The sequence below is a fragment of the Peribacillus frigoritolerans genome (assembly GCF_040250305.1).
Taxonomy (GTDB): Bacteria; Bacillota; Bacilli; order Bacillales; family DSM-1321; genus Peribacillus.
This window is the reverse complement of the sequence record NZ_CP158190.1, coordinates 5,223,848-5,242,436: the sequence shown is the minus strand read 5'-3', so window position 1 is coordinate 5,242,436 and position 18,589 is coordinate 5,223,848. Positions and strand designations below refer to the sequence as shown.

Sequence of the window (18,589 nt, the reverse complement as noted above, 5' to 3'; positions counted from 1 at the left end):
GCACATGGAATAGTGGGGAATTTGCAACATATTTTTTATACTTCCTTCTATTTTAACAGTTTTACTCCTCATTTATCCATTGTTTTTCGCAAGAATTGAATTCAGGTCTATACCAGGGAAGTGACATGAAGTTGTACCTCTATGATAGAAGTGGTAAAATTAAGCGTGCATTAGTAATAATAGAAGTGTGTTTCTTCTTACTTATATGAATTTTGTCATTGAACGATCATTACCATAATAGAGGAGCGTTATTGAATGCTTAATATATTAAATAAAGTTTTTGATCCGAATAAGCGAGAAATCAAACGTTTAGAAAAAATCGCCGATCAGGTCGAAGCGCTGGCTGATGAGACGGCAGCGTTATCGGATGAACAGTTGCGTGCCAAAACGGGTGAGTTTAAAGAGCGTTATCAAAATGGGGAAACCGTTGATGATTTGCTTGTTGAGGCTTTTGCGGTAGCACGTGAAGGGGCAAAGCGTGCTCTGGGCTTATATCCTTACCGTGTTCAAATCATGGGTGGGGCATCACTTCATGATGGAAATATCTCCGAGATGAAAACAGGGGAAGGTAAAACCTTAACATCCACGATGCCGGTTTATTTAAACGCGCTTACCGGTAAAGGTGTACATGTCGTTACTGTCAATGAATACTTGGCACACCGTGATGCCACCGAGATGGGCGTATTGTATGATTTCCTTGGTTTGACCGTCGGATTGAATTTGAACAGTCATTCTAAAGAAGAAAAGCAGGCGGCGTATAATGCTGACATTACGTACAGTACGAATAATGAGTTAGGTTTTGATTATCTTCGTGACAATATGGTGTTATATAAAGAACAAATGGTACAGCGCCCGCTGCACTTCGCCGTCATTGATGAGGTCGATTCGATTTTGATCGATGAGGCAAGAACGCCATTGATCATTTCCGGTTCGGCACAAAAATCGGCTCAGCTTTATATCCAGGCCAATGCGTTTGTAAGAACCTTAAAAAAAGAAACCGACTACACATATGATGAAAAGACAAAAGGTGTTCAGCTGACGGAAGATGGGATGAATCGAGCTGAAAAAGCGTTTAATATCGATAATTTATTCGATATTAATCACGTTACTTTGAATCATCATATCAATCAGGCGTTAAAGGCGCATGTTTCCATGCATTTGGATGTGGATTATGTTGTCCAGGAAGGCGAGATAGTCATCGTTGACCAATTCACTGGCCGTTTGATGAAAGGCCGCCGTTACAGTGAAGGTCTCCACCAGGCGATCGAAGCGAAAGAAGGACTTGAAATTCAAAATGAAAGCATGACTCTTGCGACGATTACATTCCAGAACTATTTCAGGATGTATGAAAAGCTTTCAGGTATGACCGGTACAGCCAAAACGGAAGAAGAGGAATTCCGCAATATTTATAATATGAATGTCATTGCGATCCCGACAAACAGGAATATCATCAGGGACGACAGGGCAGATCTTATATACGCTACAACCGATGGGAAATTCAAGGCTGTTGTGGAAGACATCGCCGAACGCTATACAAAGGGTCAGCCTGTGCTTGTCGGTACGGTTGCCATCGAAACATCTGAAGTCATATCTGCCTATTTATCCAAAAAAGGAATCCCTCACGATGTTTTGAATGCCAAGAACCATGAGCGTGAAGCGGAAATCATTGCGAATGCAGGTAATCAAGGATCAGTTACGATCGCTACGAACATGGCAGGGCGCGGTACGGATATCAAGCTTGGTGAAGGTGTCAAGGAGCTTGGGGGCCTTGCTGTCATCGGTACGGAACGTCATGAAAGCAGGCGTATAGATAACCAGCTGCGTGGTCGGTCCGGCCGTCAGGGAGATCCAGGGGTCACTCAATTCTATTTATCAATGGAAGATGAATTGATGCGCCGCTTTGGTTCGGATAACATGAAAAACATGATGGCACGCCTTGGTATGGATGATTCCCAGCCAATTCAAAGTAAAATGGTGACAAGGGCCGTTGAATCCGCACAGAAACGGGTCGAAGGCAATAACTTCGATTCACGTAAGCAATTACTGCAGTATGACGATGTTCTCCGTCAACAACGGGAAATTATTTATAAACAGCGTTTCGATGTCATGGAAAGTGAGAATTTACGTGAAATCGTCGAAACGATGATCACGGCATCCATCCAGCGAAATGTTGTCGCGTTTGCACCAATGGGCGATGAGGAAGGCTGGAATTTACAAGGCCTTGTCGATTACCTGAATGGTAACCTATTCAATGAAGGTTCAATCACTGTAGCTGATTTGGAAGGGAAAAATGAATCGGAATTGGTTGAGTTCATTTTAGCAAAAGTGAAAGAAAGCTATGACCAAAAAGAAGAAGAGCTATCTGAAGAACAAATGCGTGAATTCGAAAAAGTAATCGTTCTTCGTGCGGTCGATAGTAAGTGGATGGACCATATTGATGCGATGGAGCAATTGCGCCAAGGGATCCACCTTCGTGCTTATGGCCAGATCGATCCGCTTCGTGAATATCAATCAGAAGGTTTCGCAATGTTTGAAGCGATGATTGCTTCAATGGAAGATGAAGTCGCAAAATACATCATGAAGGCCGAAATCCGCAACAATTTGGAACGCAAGGAAGTCATAAAAGGACAAGCGGTCAATCCGAAGGAAGAAGACGGGGGAAAAGTGAAAAAAGCCCCTGCACGTAAAAAGGAAGACGTTGGCCGAAACGCGTTATGCCCATGCGGCAGCGGTAAAAAATATAAGAATTGCCATGGCAATTTAGGCTAAAGTTAGGTGTATAATGATTATGGGACGGTTAAGTGTAAGGCTTGCCGCCTCTTTTCATGTTTTGTTTGCATAAAGCAATACATTTGCATATAGTTTGGAGAGATTTATTTGTAATGAAGGGAATCCCTCTTCAGGGATTTTTTTTAACATACTTAATGAGGTGAAGAGAAATGGAATTAGCAGAAATTAGAAATGAACTTGAACGGACAGCGCAACGATTAACGGACTTTAGGGGGTCTCTTTGACTTAGATGAAAAAGAGGCACGAATCGCACAGCTAGAAAATGAGATGACACATCCCGATTTTTGGAATGATCAGCAAAAAGCACAAACTGTCATCAATGAAACGAATGCTTTAAAAGAACAAGTCAATCAATTGTCCGACCTGAATGAATCATATGAAAATCTGGATTTGACATATGAATTAGTGAAAGAGGAGAATGATCAAGAACTTTTAGCGGAGCTGGAAGAAGAGATCACGGTTCTTGCACAAAAGATGAATGACTTTGAACTTCAACTTTTACTAAGTGAAGAATATGACTCGAAAAATGCCATTCTTGAACTGCATCCTGGTGCTGGCGGAACGGAGTCCCAGGATTGGGGTTCCATGCTGCTGCGCATGTATACAAGATGGGGTGAAAAAAGAGGCTTTAAAGTGGAAACCCTTGATTACCTTCCAGGTGATGAAGCTGGGATCAAGAGTGTCACTTTAATTTTCAAAGGCCATAACGCCTATGGTTATTTGAAAGCGGAAAAAGGGGTACACCGTCTTGTCCGTATTTCTCCTTTCGATTCCTCAGGACGACGCCATACTTCATTCGTTTCATGTGAAGTCATGCCGGAATTCGATGAGACGATCAACATTGAAGTACGCACGGAAGATTTGAAAATAGATACGTACCGGGCAAGTGGTGCAGGTGGTCAGCATATCAATACAACGGACTCGGCAGTCCGGATCACCCATATACCTACGAACACCGTGGTAACGTGCCAAAACGAGAGATCTCAAATCAAAAACAAGGCCCAGGCCATGAATATGCTGAAAGCCAAATTGTATCAACGTGAAATTGAGCAGCAACAAGCGGAATTGGATGAAATCCGTGGTGAGCAAAAGGAAATTGGCTGGGGAAGCCAAATTCGTTCTTATGTTTTCCACCCATATTCCATGGTTAAAGATCACCGTACAAGTGCGGAGACCGGAAACCTGGGAGCTGTCATGGATGGCGATATCGATATGTTCATTGATGCGTACTTGCGTTCAAAACTATAAGATCAGCCAGTCGGACCGGTTTCCCCGGTCCGGCTTTTTTTTCCCCTTTTTAATGAATCTTCTGGCTGACATTTACAGGATTGAAAAGGGATGCTCTACCTCGTTCGGCCAATACTAGATAATAATGATGGTTCGAGGAGACTTATGCAAAATGAAGAAAAGATACCGGGAGCAGAGGCACCCTTTAATTCAAAAGTTAACGGAGTATGGATTGGTGATTGTCGGTTCATCCATAATTGCCATTGGTTTTAATGTATTCTTACTGCCTAACCAGGTCGCATCTGGCGGGGTCAGCGGGATTAGCACGATTCTCGATTCAACTCTCGGTTGGGAGCCAGCCTACGTTCTTTGGGGTTTTAATATCCCTTTATTCATTGCGGGGCTCATTATCCTTGGAAGACATTTCGGAGCCAAAAGCCTGATTGGAACCCTGTTTCTGCCATTAGTGGTATTTCTGACAAAGGATTGGGATGCTTGGACGAATGATGCATTGCTTGGTTCGATTTGCGGGGGGATGATGGTCGGACTTGGGCTGGGGATCGTCTTTCGCGGGAAGGGTTCCACAGGGGGGACCGATTTGGCGGCACAGATTTTCCATAAGTATACCCATCTGTCATTGGGAACCTGTGTGGCAGTCATTGATGGAATCATCGTTTTAAGTGCTGCCATCGTTTTCGATATTGAAAAAGGGCTTTATGCATTGATTGGATTGTATGTGACAAGCAAGACGATCGACCTCGTCCAGATTGGATTGAACCGTTCGAAGATGTCACTGATCATCACGAATAAAGAAATGGAAGTAAGGGATGCTATCATACATGAGCTGGACCGGGGTGTGACAGGCATATCCGGGTATGGCGGCTATACGGATGATACTCGTCCAATTTTGATGTGCGTAATAGACCAGTCGGAATTCACCAAATTGAAACAATTGGTGAAACTCGTTGACCCTAAAGCGTTTGTAATTGTAATGGACGCATCGGAGGTACTTGGGGAGGGTTTTAAACTGGATTGAAATTGGTATAATGTTCTTGTGCTGGTATAAATCAGAGGGGGTAAATTCAATGAAAATGAAGTGGTTCGCCTTAGTTTTGGGTACTTCTTTGGCCTTGGCTGCATGCGGTGGGAACGATGATGCTGCAGATAAAGAGCCTGCAAGTGAAAATAATGAAACGACTACGGCAGGTGCCGGTGATGCCGCAAAAATTTATGAAAACAAATGTTCAAGTTGTCATGCAGTGAATCTTGAAGGAGGCGTAGGACCGAATTTAACGAAGGTCGGTTCCAAGCTATCAAAAGCAGATATTGAAAAAGTCATAGCGAATGGCCAAGGTGGAATGCCACCAGGTATAATCCAGGGCAAGGAAGCAAGCATGGTCGCTGAATGGCTTGCTGGACATAAGTAATGATTGACGAAACGTTCTGCTTAGCAGGACGTTTCATTTAGCCTCCTTTAAAACCTCGAAACAACTCACATTTAACCCCCTTTTCAAGCAATCGAATCCTGGAATTATTACATAGATGTTGATATATGTCTAACTGAAATGAAACTGTAATATTTTTTATGCTTAATTTGACAAAATATGATGTTATAATGTTTCTGTGCTCAAGTAAGAGAGATTCCTGTCAGATTTCAGTGAAAATTGTCGAAAAGCTGTTGATACATAGTGATAATCCAAGCAAATTAGGTGGTTTTAGAATGATAGAAATGATAGATGTGAAAAAGACATATCCAAATGGCGTAATTGCCATTAATGGAATCAATGTGAAAATAAAGCCAGGCGAGTTCGTTTATGTAGTGGGTCCGAGCGGTGCCGGAAAATCGACCTTCATCAAAATGATGTATAGGGAAGAAAAGCCTACAAGCGGTAATATTTTGGTCAATGGCCTTAGCCTGCCAAGTATCCGCAATTCGAAAGTTCCTCTATTCCGCCGTAATATCGGTATGGTATTCCAAGATTTTAAACTCCTTCAAACATTCACTGCATATGAAAATGTTGCTTTTGCCATGGAAGTTATTGAAAAGGAACCAGAAGAAATCAAAAAGAGAGTCATGGAAGTCCTTGATCTGGTCGGCATTAAACATAAAGCAAGAATGCTTCCTTCCGAGTTATCTGGCGGGGAACAGCAAAGGGTTGCAATAGCCCGTTCGATCGTCAATGACCCCAAGGTAGTCATAGCCGACGAGCCTACAGGTAATCTTGATCCCGAAACATCATGGGAAATCATGAACATATTCGAAGAAATTAATAAACGCGGAACTACACTTGTCATGGCAACTCATAATAGGGACATCGTCAACAATATTAAACGACGTGTCATTGCCATTGAAAGTGGAAAAATAGTTCGCGATGAACATCGAGGTGATTACGGATATGAAATTTAGAACATTGCTCCGTCACTTCCGTGAAAGTTTTAAAAATATTGGCCGTAATGGTTGGATGACGTTTGCTTCAGTCAGTGCAGTAACGGTCACTCTAACTTTGGTTGGCGTCTTTTTAGTGCTCATGATGAATTTAAATCATATCGCGGGAAATGTGGAGAAAGATGTCGAAGTTCGTGCACATATTGATAATGCGGCGAATGATGACGATATAAAAACTATTGGTAAGCAAATTATGGAGATAAACGGCATTGAATCAGTGATTTTCTCTCCAAAAGACGAAGAACTTACTAATTTAATAGATGATTTAGGAGATAATGGTGAGGCGTTTAAACCATTTGAACAGGATAACCCATTAAGGGACGTTTATGTTATCAAAACGAAATCTCCGCAAGATGTCATCAAGGTGGCAAAAAAAATCGAAGGTATGGAGTATATCCAAAGTGTTAAATATGGACAAGGCTACGTCGAGAAACTATTCAGCTTTGTTAATATTGCTAGAAACATAGGGATCGTACTTATTGTAGGATTACTATTTACTGCAATGTTCCTGATTTCGAATACGATTAAAATTACCATTGTAGCCAGAAGAAAAGAAATTGAGATCATGAGATTGGTAGGAGCAACGAATACATTCATCCGTTGGCCATTCTTCTTGGAGGGACTGTGGTTGGGAGTCCTCGGTTCCATCATTCCGATAGGTCTGATTGCAGTACTCTACTACAATCTTTATAAATATGCAGCACCGCAGATTACGTTCAAATTCATCGATTTCCTGCCTGCAAATCCGTTTATTTATCAAGTTTCGGCCATCCTCATCGTAATTGGAGCCGTTATCGGCATATGGGGCAGCTTGATGTCCGTCAGGAAGTTCCTGAAAGTATAAAAGTGTATCTTTGCTCGAAAGCCAAAAGTAGCCAGACATAAATAGAGAGACGTTACAAGGCACGGATGTAACGGGTTGAAAGGGGAAATGAAACGTGAAAAAAAATATCATTGCCATGAATGCCTCCATCATGATCGGGTTGGGAAGCATTCTAGCGGCACCTTCGGTTTATGCTGAGTCGATTTCGGACTTAGAAAAACAGAAAGAATCTATCCAGGAAAAACGTTCGGGTGTTGAATCGAATATTTCTGACACGGAAAAGAAAATCGATAACCTGCAGGATAAGCAAATGACAGCAGAAGACCAAATCGCTGCCATTGAAGCGAAAATTGAAGAGTCCGCAAAAAAAATCGATGCTAAAAATGCTGAAATTACACAAACGAAAAAAGAAATCGAGGCATTGAAAGAAGAGATTAAAGTATTAAAAGAGCGGATCGCCAAACGTAATGAAATATTGAAGGAAAGGGCACTTTCTTTCCAGGAGACTGGCGGGGACGTGAACTACCTTGAAGTATTATTTGGATCATCCAGTTTTGGGGATTTAGTTGACCGTGTCGGAGCTGTAGCGACAATCGCTGAAGCGGACCGTGATATTTTAAAGCAGCATGAGCTGGATAAAAAGGATCTGGAAGAAAAGCAAAATGCCGTTGAAACGAAGCTTGCCAGTTTAGAAGTGGCAAAAGCTGAACTATTGGAAATTCAAAAGCAACAAAAACAGCAGAAGCAAGAAAAGGATGCTTTAGTTAAGAAATTAAAACAACAAACTGAAAAGCATGAACATGAGAAGATGGGTCTAGAGGAAGAAAAAGCGAATCTTGCTGCTCAAGAAAAAGCCATCAAATCTGCCATCAGCTTAGAGCATCAACGTCAAGCCGAATTGGAAGCAGCGCGTAAAAAAGCGGCAGCTGAAGCGAAAAAACGTGCAGAGCAAGAAGCTGCACAAGCGGCTGCACAAGCAGCATCACAAGCATCCGAATCAAAAAAACAATCCACTTCTTCAGGATATAGTGCAAAAAGCAACAGTTCATCATCATCTTCACAATCTTCGTCTAATGTAAGTCAAGCGCCAGCGCCTACGCCTGCAGTATCATCGGGTACTTTCACTAGACCAAGTGCAGGATATGTATCTTCAACAATGGGTGAACGATGGAATAAACAGCATGCCGGCATCGACATCGCTGCTAGCGGAACGGTTCCAATTGTAGCTGCAGCCGACGGAGTCGTAAGCCGTTCTTACTTCTCAAGTTCATACGGTAACGTCATCTTCGTCACCCATTCGATCGGCGGTCAGCAATGGACTACTGTGTATGCACACTTAAGTTCGAGACAAGCAAGCGAAGGTGCTGTAGTTGCCAAAGGTCAACAAATTGGCATCATGGGTAACACAGGACATTCATTCGGTCAGCATTTACACTTTGAGCTACATAAAGGGGCATGGAATTATAGCAAGTCAAATGCTGTTAATCCATTAAACTATATACCTAATTAATACCCAATATATGAACGGAAAAACAGATCAGGATAAATTCCTGGTCTGTTTTTTTTTGTGTAGTGTCACCATATTCTATAAGCATATTTCTTCCAATCGCCTCATATAGTGAAATACATATCAGGTCAGAAATGGGGATAAATATGGTCAAAAAATGGGTACTTCCTCTAGCAATCATCATGTCACTAGCCATTGGAGCAGTGGGGGGCATATATTGGACAAGCCTTCCGGCCAAGAATGAAGCAAAGGATGAAAGTCAGGAAATAACGAAGGATAAGGAATGGGCAAAAGTGGAACAAGCTTACGGTTTGATCGTAAGTCAGTATGTAGAACAGGTGGACGGCTCCAACCTGGTGGAGGGTGCCATCCAAGGCATGCTGTCAGCGCTGAAAGATCCTTATTCCGTATATATGGACAAGGAGACCGCCAAGCAATTCAATGAAACCCTGGACTCCTCTTTTGAAGGGATCGGGACTGAAATCGGAATGGAAGATGGTAAGGTCATAATTGTTTCTCCTTACAAAGACTCGCCTGCAGAAAAAGCTGGATTAAAGCCGAAAGATCAAATCCTTAAGGTGAATGGTGAAAGTGTAGAAGGTTTGGATCTGTATGAAACACGCCTGAAAATCCGCGGCAAAAAAGGATCTCCCGTCAAAATGGAAATAAAGCGAGCAGGGGTGGACAATCCACTTGAATTCAATATGGTGCGTGCCGAAATTCCATTGGATACCGTATTTTCATCAATTAAAGAAGTTGCCGGAGAACAAATCGGTTATATCGAGTTGACCACATTCTCGGAAAAGACTGCGTCTGATTTTAAAAAGCAGATGAAAGAACTGGAAAAGAAGGGAATTAAGGGCTTGGTCATAGATGTACGAGGCAACCCAGGTGGCCTTCTTTCTAGTGTGGAAACGATTCTTGGCGAGTTTATCACAAAAGACAAGCCTTATTTGCAAATTGCAGAAAGAACGGGTGAAACACAATCGTTTTTTACAAGCCTTAAGAAAGCGAAAAGTTATCCCATTGCCGTCTTGACGGATAAAGGCAGCGCCTCAGCCTCGGAAATCCTGGCCGGAGCGATGCAAGAGGCGGGAGGCTATCCATTGGTAGGCGAGAAGACCTTCGGGAAAGGCACAGTACAGCAAGCTGTACCAATGGGTGATGGCAGCAAGATTAAACTTACGTTATATAAGTGGCTGACGCCTTCAGGAAACTGGATCCATAAAAAGGGGATCGAACCAACAATCAAAGTGAAACAACCGGAGTATTTTGATGCCCATCAGCTGGCTATTGAGAAGGTGTTGCAAAGGGATATGAATGATGAACAAATCCAGTATGCCCAAAGCATTCTGAAAGGACTTGGATTTGAACCGGGCCGTGAGGATGGATATTATGATTGGAGTACAGAAATCGCAGTAAAAGCATTCCAAAAACAATTTGGCCTGGAAGTGACTGGTAAGCTTGATGCTAAAACCGCAGCACATCTGGAATCCGCCATTCTGGAAAAGATCCAGGATGAAGATAATGATATTCAGTTACGCACGGCTTTGAATTATTTAGTTAAATAACTTGATGGCACCGTTCCCTTGGAGCGGTGCCTCTTTTGCATTTGTTCGAGCCCCGCCTGCGAACATGAACGGCAGTATAGGGGAAACTTAAGATAAAGCTACTTTTTCTGCATCTTAATAGGCATGGAGGCTACATTTTTGATAGAATAGGAGGTAACTGACCAGAACGAAATTTGACAAAATTTTGATTACTTTTGAGGATGGTGGAAAGAAATTGACAACGGATTGGCTGATAGCATGCTTAATGGGATTAGGAAAACTCTTCCTTCATCCTTTGCTTTATGTTTCGATTGCCTATTGTTTATTCATCGGCTATCTTCGCGTTAAACGGGAACGCCATGATTTTAATACGAAGATCTACAGTTTTTCCATGGAGCTGCGTTCCATGTTACCTCAAGGATTGATATGGGGATTGATCCTTTCCTTCCTTACACTGGCTACTGGACTCGCCATTCCTATGGCGGCGCTGTTCATCATGGCAGTGGTAACGGTTTTGTCCATGCTATCCATGAAAAGGAGGTTTGTTTCCCCCGTTTATACGGTGGGACTCACCTTCTTTATCCTTTTCTTTTTATATGATAGAGATATCAAGCTTACATTATTTCAGGATGCCCTTAATCAGCTGGATCGGTCCGTATATCCGACACTTGTCATTTTAATAGGGTTATTACTGATTGCTGAAGGGTTTTTGATTGTCGGCAACGGAAGTAAAAAGGTCTCTCCCCAGTTGGAGGTATCCAAGAGGGGACAGCCGATAGGTGTGTATGTTTCACAGCGAGTTTGGCTAATTCCCATGTTCGTTATGGTTCCTGGAGGACAACTTCCAGTGCCTTTCGAATGGTATCCGGTTTTTTCAATCGGGGACATGTCCCTGTCGCCGATCGTACTGCCCATTTTAATCGGCTTTAAGCAAAAAGTGCATGGGACGCTCCCTGAACTGGCCATTAGGGCGCAAGGCAAAAAGGTAGGGGCATTGGGAATTGTGATTACGCTTTTGGCGGCAGTGGGTTACTGGTACCCTCCATTGGCAATCATGACGGCTGTTTTAGCAATCCTCGGTCGTGAATTTCTGCATTATTCCCAAAAGGCAATGGATCAAAAGCTTCCTTTTTATTTTTCGAAAAGTAAGCTGGGTGTCCAGATCTTAGGCGTTATCCCTCAATCTCCGGCAGATAAAATGGGGTTGCAAAAAGGCGAGGTCATTTCGAAAATAAATGGTGTCGTCGTCAGGGAAGAAGAAGAGTTATACAGGGCGCTCCAAATAAACCGGGCACATTGCAAACTTGAGGTCATTGATAATAATGAACAGATTCGTTTTGTGCAAAGAGCTCTATTTGACGGGGAGCATTACGAATTGGGCCTCTTATTCGTAGACGATCAATTGAAGGAAAGCGGACAAGTGGGTTAATGACATGAATATAAAATAAAACGGCCTTTCTCGAATTATATCGAGAAAGGCCGTTTTCAATAGAAACGTGTTATTACTTTTCAAGCATGATCTTTTCTATATCTTCAAGCATTTTATTAGCTGCAATAACTCCGCCAGATGTATTCCATGTGGCGTCGCTAACCTCATGGGCATTTCCGTTTTTGACTGCATCAAGGTTTTTCCAAAGTGGATCATTCGTCCATTCTTTTGCTGTGCTTAGGGCTTGTTTGTCCCCTTCAGGAGCGTAAGTGAAGTAGAATAGAATATCTCCATCCATTTTAGGGATGACTTCTTTCCCAACTTCAATGGCAAGGTTGCCTAATTTATTATCTGCCGTGAACAGTTCCTTCTGTTGTTCTGCACGTTTAAATCCTAATTGATCGAAAATCACTCCAGAGAATGAATCTGTGTAATAAATACGAGTAGTTCCAGCCATGAAACGAACAATGGAAACTTCTTGATTTACTTTATCACCCAATTTAGCTTTAAGATCTTCTGTTTGTTTATCGAATTCTGCAATTACTTCGTTCCCTTTTTCTTCAAGGTTCAAGGCTTTTGCATATAGTTTAAAGTTTTCTTTCCAATCTCCTCTTAGCGTTTCCGAAAAAACGGTAGGGGCGATTGCATTTAATTTATCATAAACAGCTTCTTGGCGTATCTTGCTTCCGATAATCAAGTCAGGCTTCAGTGATGCGATTTTCTCTAAATTAACTTCATGTTCAACACCAACAACTTCGACCCCATCCATATCATCTTTAATATGGTCGTACCAAGGGTCGCCAAGCCATGATTGAACGGCACCAACAGGTTTAATTCCTAAAGCAAGCAATGCTTCAGTGCCTTCATTTGTTAGAACGACCACTCTTTTAGGTGTTTCTTTCAACTCGGCAGTACCCATGGCATGCTCAATTGTGTAGCTTTTTTCCTCTTTCTTGTCTTCAGCTTTATTTCCATCGGCTTTCTCATCCGAATTCCCGCAAGCTGCTAGAAGAAAGACTGCAAATATTGTAAAAATCGTTAATAATGACTTAAATCTAAACATCTATGTATCCCTCCCAATTTTCCGGCAAATGATAATCATTCGCACTTAACAGCATCATCATAAAATGAATATACTTTTCTGTCAATATATAATTGAAAATGATTCTCAAATTCGTTGACATAATCCTGTTTAGACCAGTAAAATATTACTATACAAACGTGATTGGAAAGGTAACTGGATATGTTATTAAAAAATTCATGGCAGAAATGGATGGGGCTGTTCATTACCATTCTTTTGCTGCTGTTTTTACTGTGCTCAAGTATTGTATACGGTTATACAGATACAACATGGAAAATGGCCATCGATGCTTTTACCGATTTCAATGGGACGAATGAACACATTGTCATTCAATCAGTCAGACTTCCGCGGGCCCTGATCGCTTCGGCAATCGGTGCAAGTTTGGCCATTTCGGGGGTGTTAATGCAAACGCTAACTAAAAACCCCCTCGCATCTCCAGATATATTCGGGGTCAACGCCGGGGCGGGATTGGCGGTTGTCACTGGGGTCACCGTTTTTGGAATAAGCAATCTTCAAGTATTCACATGGCTGTCATTCATAGGGGCGGCCATAGCCGCGATAAGCATATATATGATTGGAAGCATGGGACGAGGCGGCTTGACACCTATGAAGCTGACATTGGCTGGTGCAGCCATGACGGCCATGGTAGCTTCACTTACACAAGGTCTTCTTGTTTCCAATGAGGCTCTTTTAGAGCAAGTCCTATTCTGGCTTGCCGGATCCGTCTCCGGTAGAAGTCTGGACAATTTAGTTGCCGTCCTGCCTTATCTTGTCGTAGGCTGGGGCCTTGCATTGATCATGTCCGGTAAAATGAATGTGTTGTCCATGGGTGAGGATGTTGCAAAAGGTCTTGGATTGAATATAGTTTTTCTTAAGCTGGTTCTGGGGCTGGCAATCATCCTGCTCGCTGGCGGATCAGTGGCAGTTGCGGGTCCGATTGGCTTTATAGGAATCGTCGTTCCGCATCTTACCCGTTCCGTAGTAGGCATCGATCATCGCTGGCTGATTCCCTTCTCTGGACTTTTCGGGGCGGTGCTTTTGATTGCAGCCGATGTCATATCGAGGTATATCCTGATGCCTCGAGAAGTTCCGGTCGGAGTCATGACAGCCATAATAGGGACCCCATTCTTTATTTATATAGCTAGAAAGGGGTTCAGCGGTCGATGAAGTCATATAAGAGCTTTCGTTTGTTTAATGAAAAAATATCATTCTTGATGGATAAAAAAGCCATGATCGTGATTTTCTTATTATTTGTAGTCACTTCACTAGTGTTTGTGATCAGTACTGGAGTGGGTGAAATGAATATAAATCCGCTAAGTGTCCTCCAGGTCCTTTTCGGAGGGGGAGCGGAGAGCGATCGGCTTATCATCCAATCTTTCCGCCTGCCTAGAATAATTGTTGCCCTGTTGGTGGGGATGGGCCTTGCTGTAGCTGGCGGAATCCTTCAAGGGATGATTCGGAATCCACTTGCTTCGCCTGATATCTTGGGAATAACGGGAGGAGCGACAGTGGCGGTCGTTGGATTCTTGGCCATTTTTAGCGATAAGAATCATTCATTGACGGTGAGCATCAACTGGCTGCCGTTAGCTGCGTTCATTGGGGCGACAGTCGTGGCCTTACTTGTTTATTCCTTAGCCTGGAAAAATGGAGTCCCCCCGATAAGGCTTGTATTGATCGGGATTGGGGTAATGGCTTTAATGAAAGCACTCACTACGATGATGATGATCCTTGGCCCAGTCTATCAAGCGAGCCAGGCAAACCTCTGGATCACGGGGTCAGTGTCTAACTCCACCTGGAATAATATCGCTGTTCTGGCACCATGGACGATTCTATTCCTGTTAATCGCCTTCCTGTATGCCAGAAATATTAATTTACAGGAGCTAGGCGATGACCTTGCAACGGGTCTTGGGGGACATATCCAAAAACAACGGTTTACATTATTGATGATCAGTACGGCCTTGATTGGTGGTTCCACAGCTTTTGCTGGAGGAATAGGTTTTGTGGGATTAATGGCCCCCCACATGGCCAGAAGGCTTGTTGGTTCTAGTTTTGGAGTTTTACTGCCCACTTCAGCTTTGCTTGGGGGCATCCTGGTCATGGTGGCGGATTTGATTGGACGGACCCTATTCTCACCTTTGGAAATACCGGCTGGTGTCTTCACAGCGAGCATCGGGGCACCATACTTCATTTATTTACTTTATAAAACGAGGAATTCGTAACTCCGGTAAATGTAGAAAGAAGCAGTCATCCTAAAGATGGCTGCTTCTTTATTAATTAAGCTTCTTTAGAAACTTCGATTTCGATGGTAAGCGTGATTTGATCGCCGATCAGTACGCCGCCTGTTTCTAAAGCCGCGTTATAGGTTAAACCATAATCACTGCGTTTGACTTTACCTTTTCCGCTAAAGCCTGCTTTTTCATTTCCCCATGGATCTTTTCCTTGGCCTTCGAAGGTGATGCTGAAAGTTTCTTCTTGTGTGATTCCATTAAGAGTCACATTTCCAGTTACATCGTATTCATCTTCATCCGTTTTCACAATTTTTGTTGATTTGAATGTTAATGTAGGATTTTTTTCTACATCAAAGAAGTCAGCGGAACGCAAGTGATTATCCCGGTCTGCATTGCGTGTGTCAATACTGGCCACATCAACGGTAAAATCGATTTCTGCAGTTGTTAGATCCAATGGGTTTGCTAGAATGTTTGCTTCGAACTTATTAAAACTTCCTTTTACTTTAGCGATCATCATATGTTTTACGGAAAATTCAATAGCACTGTGAGTCGGGTCGACTGACCATTTTGTATTTGTCATGCTTATTCCTCCTAATTATTAATCTTGAATTTATATATCTTTAATTTGAGATATCTTAACTTAATGTAATTATAAGAGGTGGAAGCAATAGTGTCAACTGAAAGTTTTCCTTAATTTTGAAAACATGAAAAACCCTGTGCATTTATGGGGTGCAGGGTCTCAGTTTTTATGAAGGTTTATTAAACCTCGAACGTCGATTTCAACTCCAGGCATCGCTTTCCGCGGGCGGTCCGGGAGCCTCCTCGGCGCCTTGCGCCTGCGGGGTCTCCCCTCGACGCGCTTTTCCGGCAGGAGTCTCGCACCTTCCGTTCCAGTTCCAATCAATTTGTTTTGAAATTTTAGGTAAAACCCATTTTGTCTACAAACTCAAACCCTGTGCATTTATGGGGCACAGGGTTTTTAATTATGAAGAAAAGTAAAGCTTACTACCTTTATTAATTGGCATGTTCTTTCTCTTCTTGATCGGTCACTTTACTTGGCCAAAAGGCACGGCGGCCAAGCAGGGAGGTGATCGCAGGAACAAGGAACGGTCGCACAATGAATGTGTCCATTAACACACCAAGAGCAGTAATGAGCCCGAATTGAACCAATACTTGAATCGGAAGTGTGGCTAGAACGGAAAAAGTGGCTGCCAGGATTATTCCGGCGGAAGTGATGACACCGCTAGTTTCGGCAACGCCTTTTCTGATGGCCTGCTTGATTGGCATCGTTTCTTTCTTACGCCAAATACTTGAAACCATGAAAATGTTATAGTCTTCTCCAAGTGCAACAAGGAATACGAAAGAATAAAGTGGAATCGTCCCCTCTATGGCATCGACACCCATGAAATAGTGCAGGATTATCCAACCTAAGCCCATAGCTGCAAAGAATGAGAGAATGACTGTCCCCATTAAATACACCATTGCTGTCACAGATCGCAAGTAGGCTAAAAGAAGCAAGGAAATCAGGACGATGATGATCGGGATGATCATGAATTCATCGGCTTTTACGGTATCCCTTTTATCGAATTGCGTCGCAGTTTGCCCGCCAATCCAAACCTTATCTTCGACGGAAGATATATTGGCGGCCTTCAATTCTTTCTCCGCAATTGTGCGGATTTCCGGAATGGAATCAATTGCCTCGATATCATATGGGTTGATGTTGAATTTGACCTCATAGGATTGCAGATCTTCATTGGATTTACTTGTGACCGGATCGGCCACACTTTCAACAATATTCATTCCTTCAATTGCCTGGGCTAAATCGATATCTTCACCATCCGTGTCGACAACCACTGTGGCTGGTGCCAGTTCGCCCGGTGAGTACGAGTCGGAAATGACAGAATAGCCTTCACGGGAGTTCATATCTTCAGGAAAGGAAGAGAGAATATCATATGAATATTTTATTTGTGAAGAATATCCAGCTAATACACTGAAGATGATCAAGCATGTAAGAATGACGGTCCATGGCTTGGTTGTGACGATATGACCAATCCAGTTACCGATGCGGCCTTCTTTATGCTTTTTGACGGCTTTTCCCTTTTTCTTGGCCCGTGTTTCTTCCATTTCTGGTGTACGCGGAACGATTGGGTAGAAGGAAGCCCTTCCGAATACAGAAAGCAATGCCGGTACAAGTGTTAAAGCTGCCATCATCATGATTAAAATCGACAAGCTGAATGGTACAGCGAAACGGTGGTAGGCTCCGTATTTCGCTACAAGCAATGTTAGCAGCGAGATGACGATCGTAAGGCCGCTCATCGCAATGGCGCCTGATGAATCTTTGAATGCAGAGATCATGGCTTTCCGTTTGCTTTCATGATTTCTTAATTCACTTCTGTAGTGAGAAATTAAAAATAGACAATAATCCGTTCCGGCACCGAATAATAATACGGTCATGATCGAAATGGCCTGTGAATCGACTGTGATCCAACCATGATCTGCCATGAATCCAAGGATCGGGCTTGTGACAATATAGGCGAAGCCTACTCCGATTAAAGGAATGATTGCTAAAAGCGGGGAACGGTAAATGAGTAATAATACGACAAGTACAAGTATTACGGTCGCTAATAGCAATTTAAAATCAGCACCCGAAAATAATCCCGTTGCATCGACGGATATCCCTACAGGGCCTGTCACTCGAAGTGATAATTCATCTGAATCTGTCGGGACCTTGAATGGGTCCGATCCAATGCGTTCCGATACTGTTTCATTAATGCTTTCAAGATTTTTTTCAAGAATTTCAGTCTCGGTCTTTTCTTTAAAGAAAAGCGGCTGTACGAAAGTCGTTCCATCTTCAGAAACCGATCCTTGAAGAGCAGGCAACGGAATTTCATGAAGCGGCGGTAAAAAAGATTGCTGCGTCAATGGGTTATCTGACAGTTCCTTGGAAAGGTACTGGATTTCGGCCAAGTCGGCCTCTGTCAGTCCACCCTCCCGATGCCATGTAAGCAGGGCAGGTATTCCAGAGGAATTTGGAAACTCTTCTTTAATAAGTTCATCAGCCACGACGGAAGGTGAGTCTTCAGGCAAGTCAGCGGCATTATTTGCTGTTCGATCATTAACGGCAGGCAATGTGATGGTTAATCCGATTGCTGCAATTATCCATACAGCAATGACAACCCAACGACTGATTTTTCCCGTCATCATCCTGCCAAGTCTTCCTAATATTGATTCGTCCAATGAAGGCACCCCGCTTTTTGATTTTTTATCCTTAGTTCATTATAATGGTGTGCTGTTTACATATACAAAAATGGGTATGCTCACTCCATTTTTCTACTAAATGCTTCAAAGCTTTCTTATCATTATATGATTCAGACCAGTTGTTATTGGCAAGAAATATGCTCATCGATACATAGGGAAAAGTACTTTTTAACTAATTACAATTAAATTCGAAGATTGAGGAGTGAAATATAGGGAATAGGGGAAAGTATAGTAGTATTGTGGATTTTAT

14 protein-coding genes are annotated in these 18,589 nt (G+C 42.7%); 11 read left to right on the top strand and 3 right to left on the bottom strand.

All coding sequences use genetic code 11. The annotated features are described in order from the left end of the window. The first annotated feature begins 255 nt into the window (after positions 1-255). The 9 genes from secA (at position 256) to ABOA58_RS25900 (ending at position 11,772) form a co-directional block, all read left to right on the top strand. Positions 256-2,769 carry a preprotein translocase subunit SecA gene (gene secA, locus ABOA58_RS25940; protein WP_241593075.1) on the top strand — a complete coding sequence of 838 codons (2,514 nt, stop codon included), beginning with the start codon at positions 256-258 and terminating at the stop codon, positions 2,767-2,769. 170 nt (positions 2,770-2,939) lie between these two features. Beyond that, positions 2,940-4,038, top strand: a protein-coding gene (prfB, locus tag ABOA58_RS25935; RefSeq protein WP_241593077.1) for a peptide chain release factor 2 whose coding sequence is annotated in 2 segments (ribosomal slippage) — positions 2,940-3,002 and positions 3,004-4,038 — 1,098 coding nt in all. Because the reading frame shifts where the segments join, the coding sequence is not laid out codon by codon here. 151 nt (positions 4,039-4,189) lie between these two features. Then, a complete protein-coding gene (locus ABOA58_RS25930; protein ID WP_350300561.1) occupies positions 4,190-5,053 on the top strand; it encodes a YitT family protein in 864 nt (287 codons plus the stop codon). A 49-nt stretch (positions 5,054-5,102) separates the two neighbouring features. After that, complete coding sequence (gene cccB, locus ABOA58_RS25925) at positions 5,103-5,444, top strand: cytochrome c551 (RefSeq protein WP_350300560.1); 342 nt, start codon at positions 5,103-5,105, stop codon at positions 5,442-5,444. A gap of 293 nt (positions 5,445-5,737) precedes the next feature. Further along, positions 5,738-6,424: a cell division ATP-binding protein FtsE gene (gene ftsE, locus ABOA58_RS25920; RefSeq protein WP_061141190.1), complete on the top strand. Its 687-nt coding sequence runs from the start codon at positions 5,738-5,740 to the stop codon at positions 6,422-6,424. Next, positions 6,414-7,307 (top strand): permease-like cell division protein FtsX, encoded by an 894-nt coding sequence (gene ftsX / locus ABOA58_RS25915; protein WP_350300559.1) that lies wholly within the window; start codon positions 6,414-6,416, stop codon positions 7,305-7,307. Before ftsE ends, ftsX begins: the two co-directional genes overlap by 11 nt. Positions 7,308-7,401: 94 nt before the next feature. Beyond that, positions 7,402-8,796 carry a murein hydrolase activator EnvC family protein gene (locus ABOA58_RS25910; RefSeq protein WP_350300558.1) on the top strand — a complete coding sequence of 465 codons (1,395 nt, stop codon included), beginning with the start codon at positions 7,402-7,404 and terminating at the stop codon, positions 8,794-8,796. 143 nt (positions 8,797-8,939) lie between these two features. Next, positions 8,940-10,364, top strand: a complete 1,425-nt coding sequence (locus ABOA58_RS25905) for a S41 family peptidase (protein WP_350300557.1) — start codon at positions 8,940-8,942, stop codon at positions 10,362-10,364. Between the two features lie 214 nt (positions 10,365-10,578). Further along, the gene (locus tag ABOA58_RS25900) at positions 10,579-11,772 is read left to right on the top strand and encodes a PDZ domain-containing protein (RefSeq protein ID WP_350300556.1); all 1,194 of its coding nucleotides are present in this window, start codon (positions 10,579-10,581) and stop codon (positions 11,770-11,772) included. 73 nt (positions 11,773-11,845) lie between these two features. On the opposite strand, the gene ABOA58_RS25895 is transcribed toward ABOA58_RS25900, so the two are convergent. Further along, positions 11,846-12,835: an ABC transporter substrate-binding protein gene (locus ABOA58_RS25895; protein ID WP_350300555.1), complete on the bottom strand. Its 990-nt coding sequence runs from the start codon at positions 12,833-12,835 to the stop codon at positions 11,846-11,848. 180 nt (positions 12,836-13,015) lie between these two features. Between ABOA58_RS25895 and ABOA58_RS25890 the strand changes: the two genes are divergently transcribed. Beyond that, the gene (locus ABOA58_RS25890; RefSeq protein ID WP_350300554.1) at positions 13,016-14,020 is read left to right on the top strand and encodes a FecCD family ABC transporter permease; all 1,005 of its coding nucleotides are present in this window, start codon (positions 13,016-13,018) and stop codon (positions 14,018-14,020) included. Next, positions 14,017-15,072, top strand: coding sequence for a FecCD family ABC transporter permease (locus ABOA58_RS25885; protein WP_350300553.1), 1,056 nt, complete (start codon positions 14,017-14,019; stop codon positions 15,070-15,072). Before ABOA58_RS25890 ends, ABOA58_RS25885 begins: the two co-directional genes overlap by 4 nt. A 55-nt stretch (positions 15,073-15,127) precedes the next feature. On the opposite strand, the gene ABOA58_RS25880 is transcribed toward ABOA58_RS25885, so the two are convergent. Next, positions 15,128-15,661: a YceI family protein gene (locus ABOA58_RS25880; protein ID WP_350300552.1), complete on the bottom strand. Its 534-nt coding sequence runs from the start codon at positions 15,659-15,661 to the stop codon at positions 15,128-15,130. A gap of 434 nt (positions 15,662-16,095) precedes the next feature. Further along, positions 16,096-18,318, bottom strand: a complete 2,223-nt coding sequence (locus ABOA58_RS25875; protein WP_434547756.1) for an MMPL family transporter — start codon at positions 18,316-18,318, stop codon at positions 16,096-16,098. Positions 18,319-18,589 lie beyond the last annotated feature (271 nt).

What these genes read in the sequence shown, in the direction of transcription:
- ABOA58_RS25905 (WP_350300557.1), top strand. Translation starts at nt 8,940, where the DNA reads ATGGTCAAAAAATGGGTACTTCCTCTAGCAATCATCATGTCACTAGCC.
- ABOA58_RS25880 (WP_350300552.1), bottom strand. Translation starts at nt 15,661, where the DNA reads ATGACAAATACAAAATGGTCAGTCGACCCGACTCACAGTGCTATTGAA.
- ftsE (WP_061141190.1), top strand. Translation starts at nt 5,738, where the DNA reads ATGATAGAAATGATAGATGTGAAAAAGACATATCCAAATGGCGTAATT.
- ABOA58_RS25890 (WP_350300554.1), top strand. Translation starts at nt 13,016, where the DNA reads ATGTTATTAAAAAATTCATGGCAGAAATGGATGGGGCTGTTCATTACC.
- ABOA58_RS25930 (WP_350300561.1), top strand. Translation starts at nt 4,190, where the DNA reads ATGAAGAAAAGATACCGGGAGCAGAGGCACCCTTTAATTCAAAAGTTA.
- ftsX (WP_350300559.1), top strand. Translation starts at nt 6,414, where the DNA reads ATGAAATTTAGAACATTGCTCCGTCACTTCCGTGAAAGTTTTAAAAAT.
- secA (WP_241593075.1), top strand. Translation starts at nt 256, where the DNA reads ATGCTTAATATATTAAATAAAGTTTTTGATCCGAATAAGCGAGAAATC.
- ABOA58_RS25885 (WP_350300553.1), top strand. Translation starts at nt 14,017, where the DNA reads ATGAAGTCATATAAGAGCTTTCGTTTGTTTAATGAAAAAATATCATTC.
- ABOA58_RS25895 (WP_350300555.1), bottom strand. Translation starts at nt 12,835, where the DNA reads ATGTTTAGATTTAAGTCATTATTAACGATTTTTACAATATTTGCAGTC.
- cccB (WP_350300560.1), top strand. Translation starts at nt 5,103, where the DNA reads ATGAAAATGAAGTGGTTCGCCTTAGTTTTGGGTACTTCTTTGGCCTTG.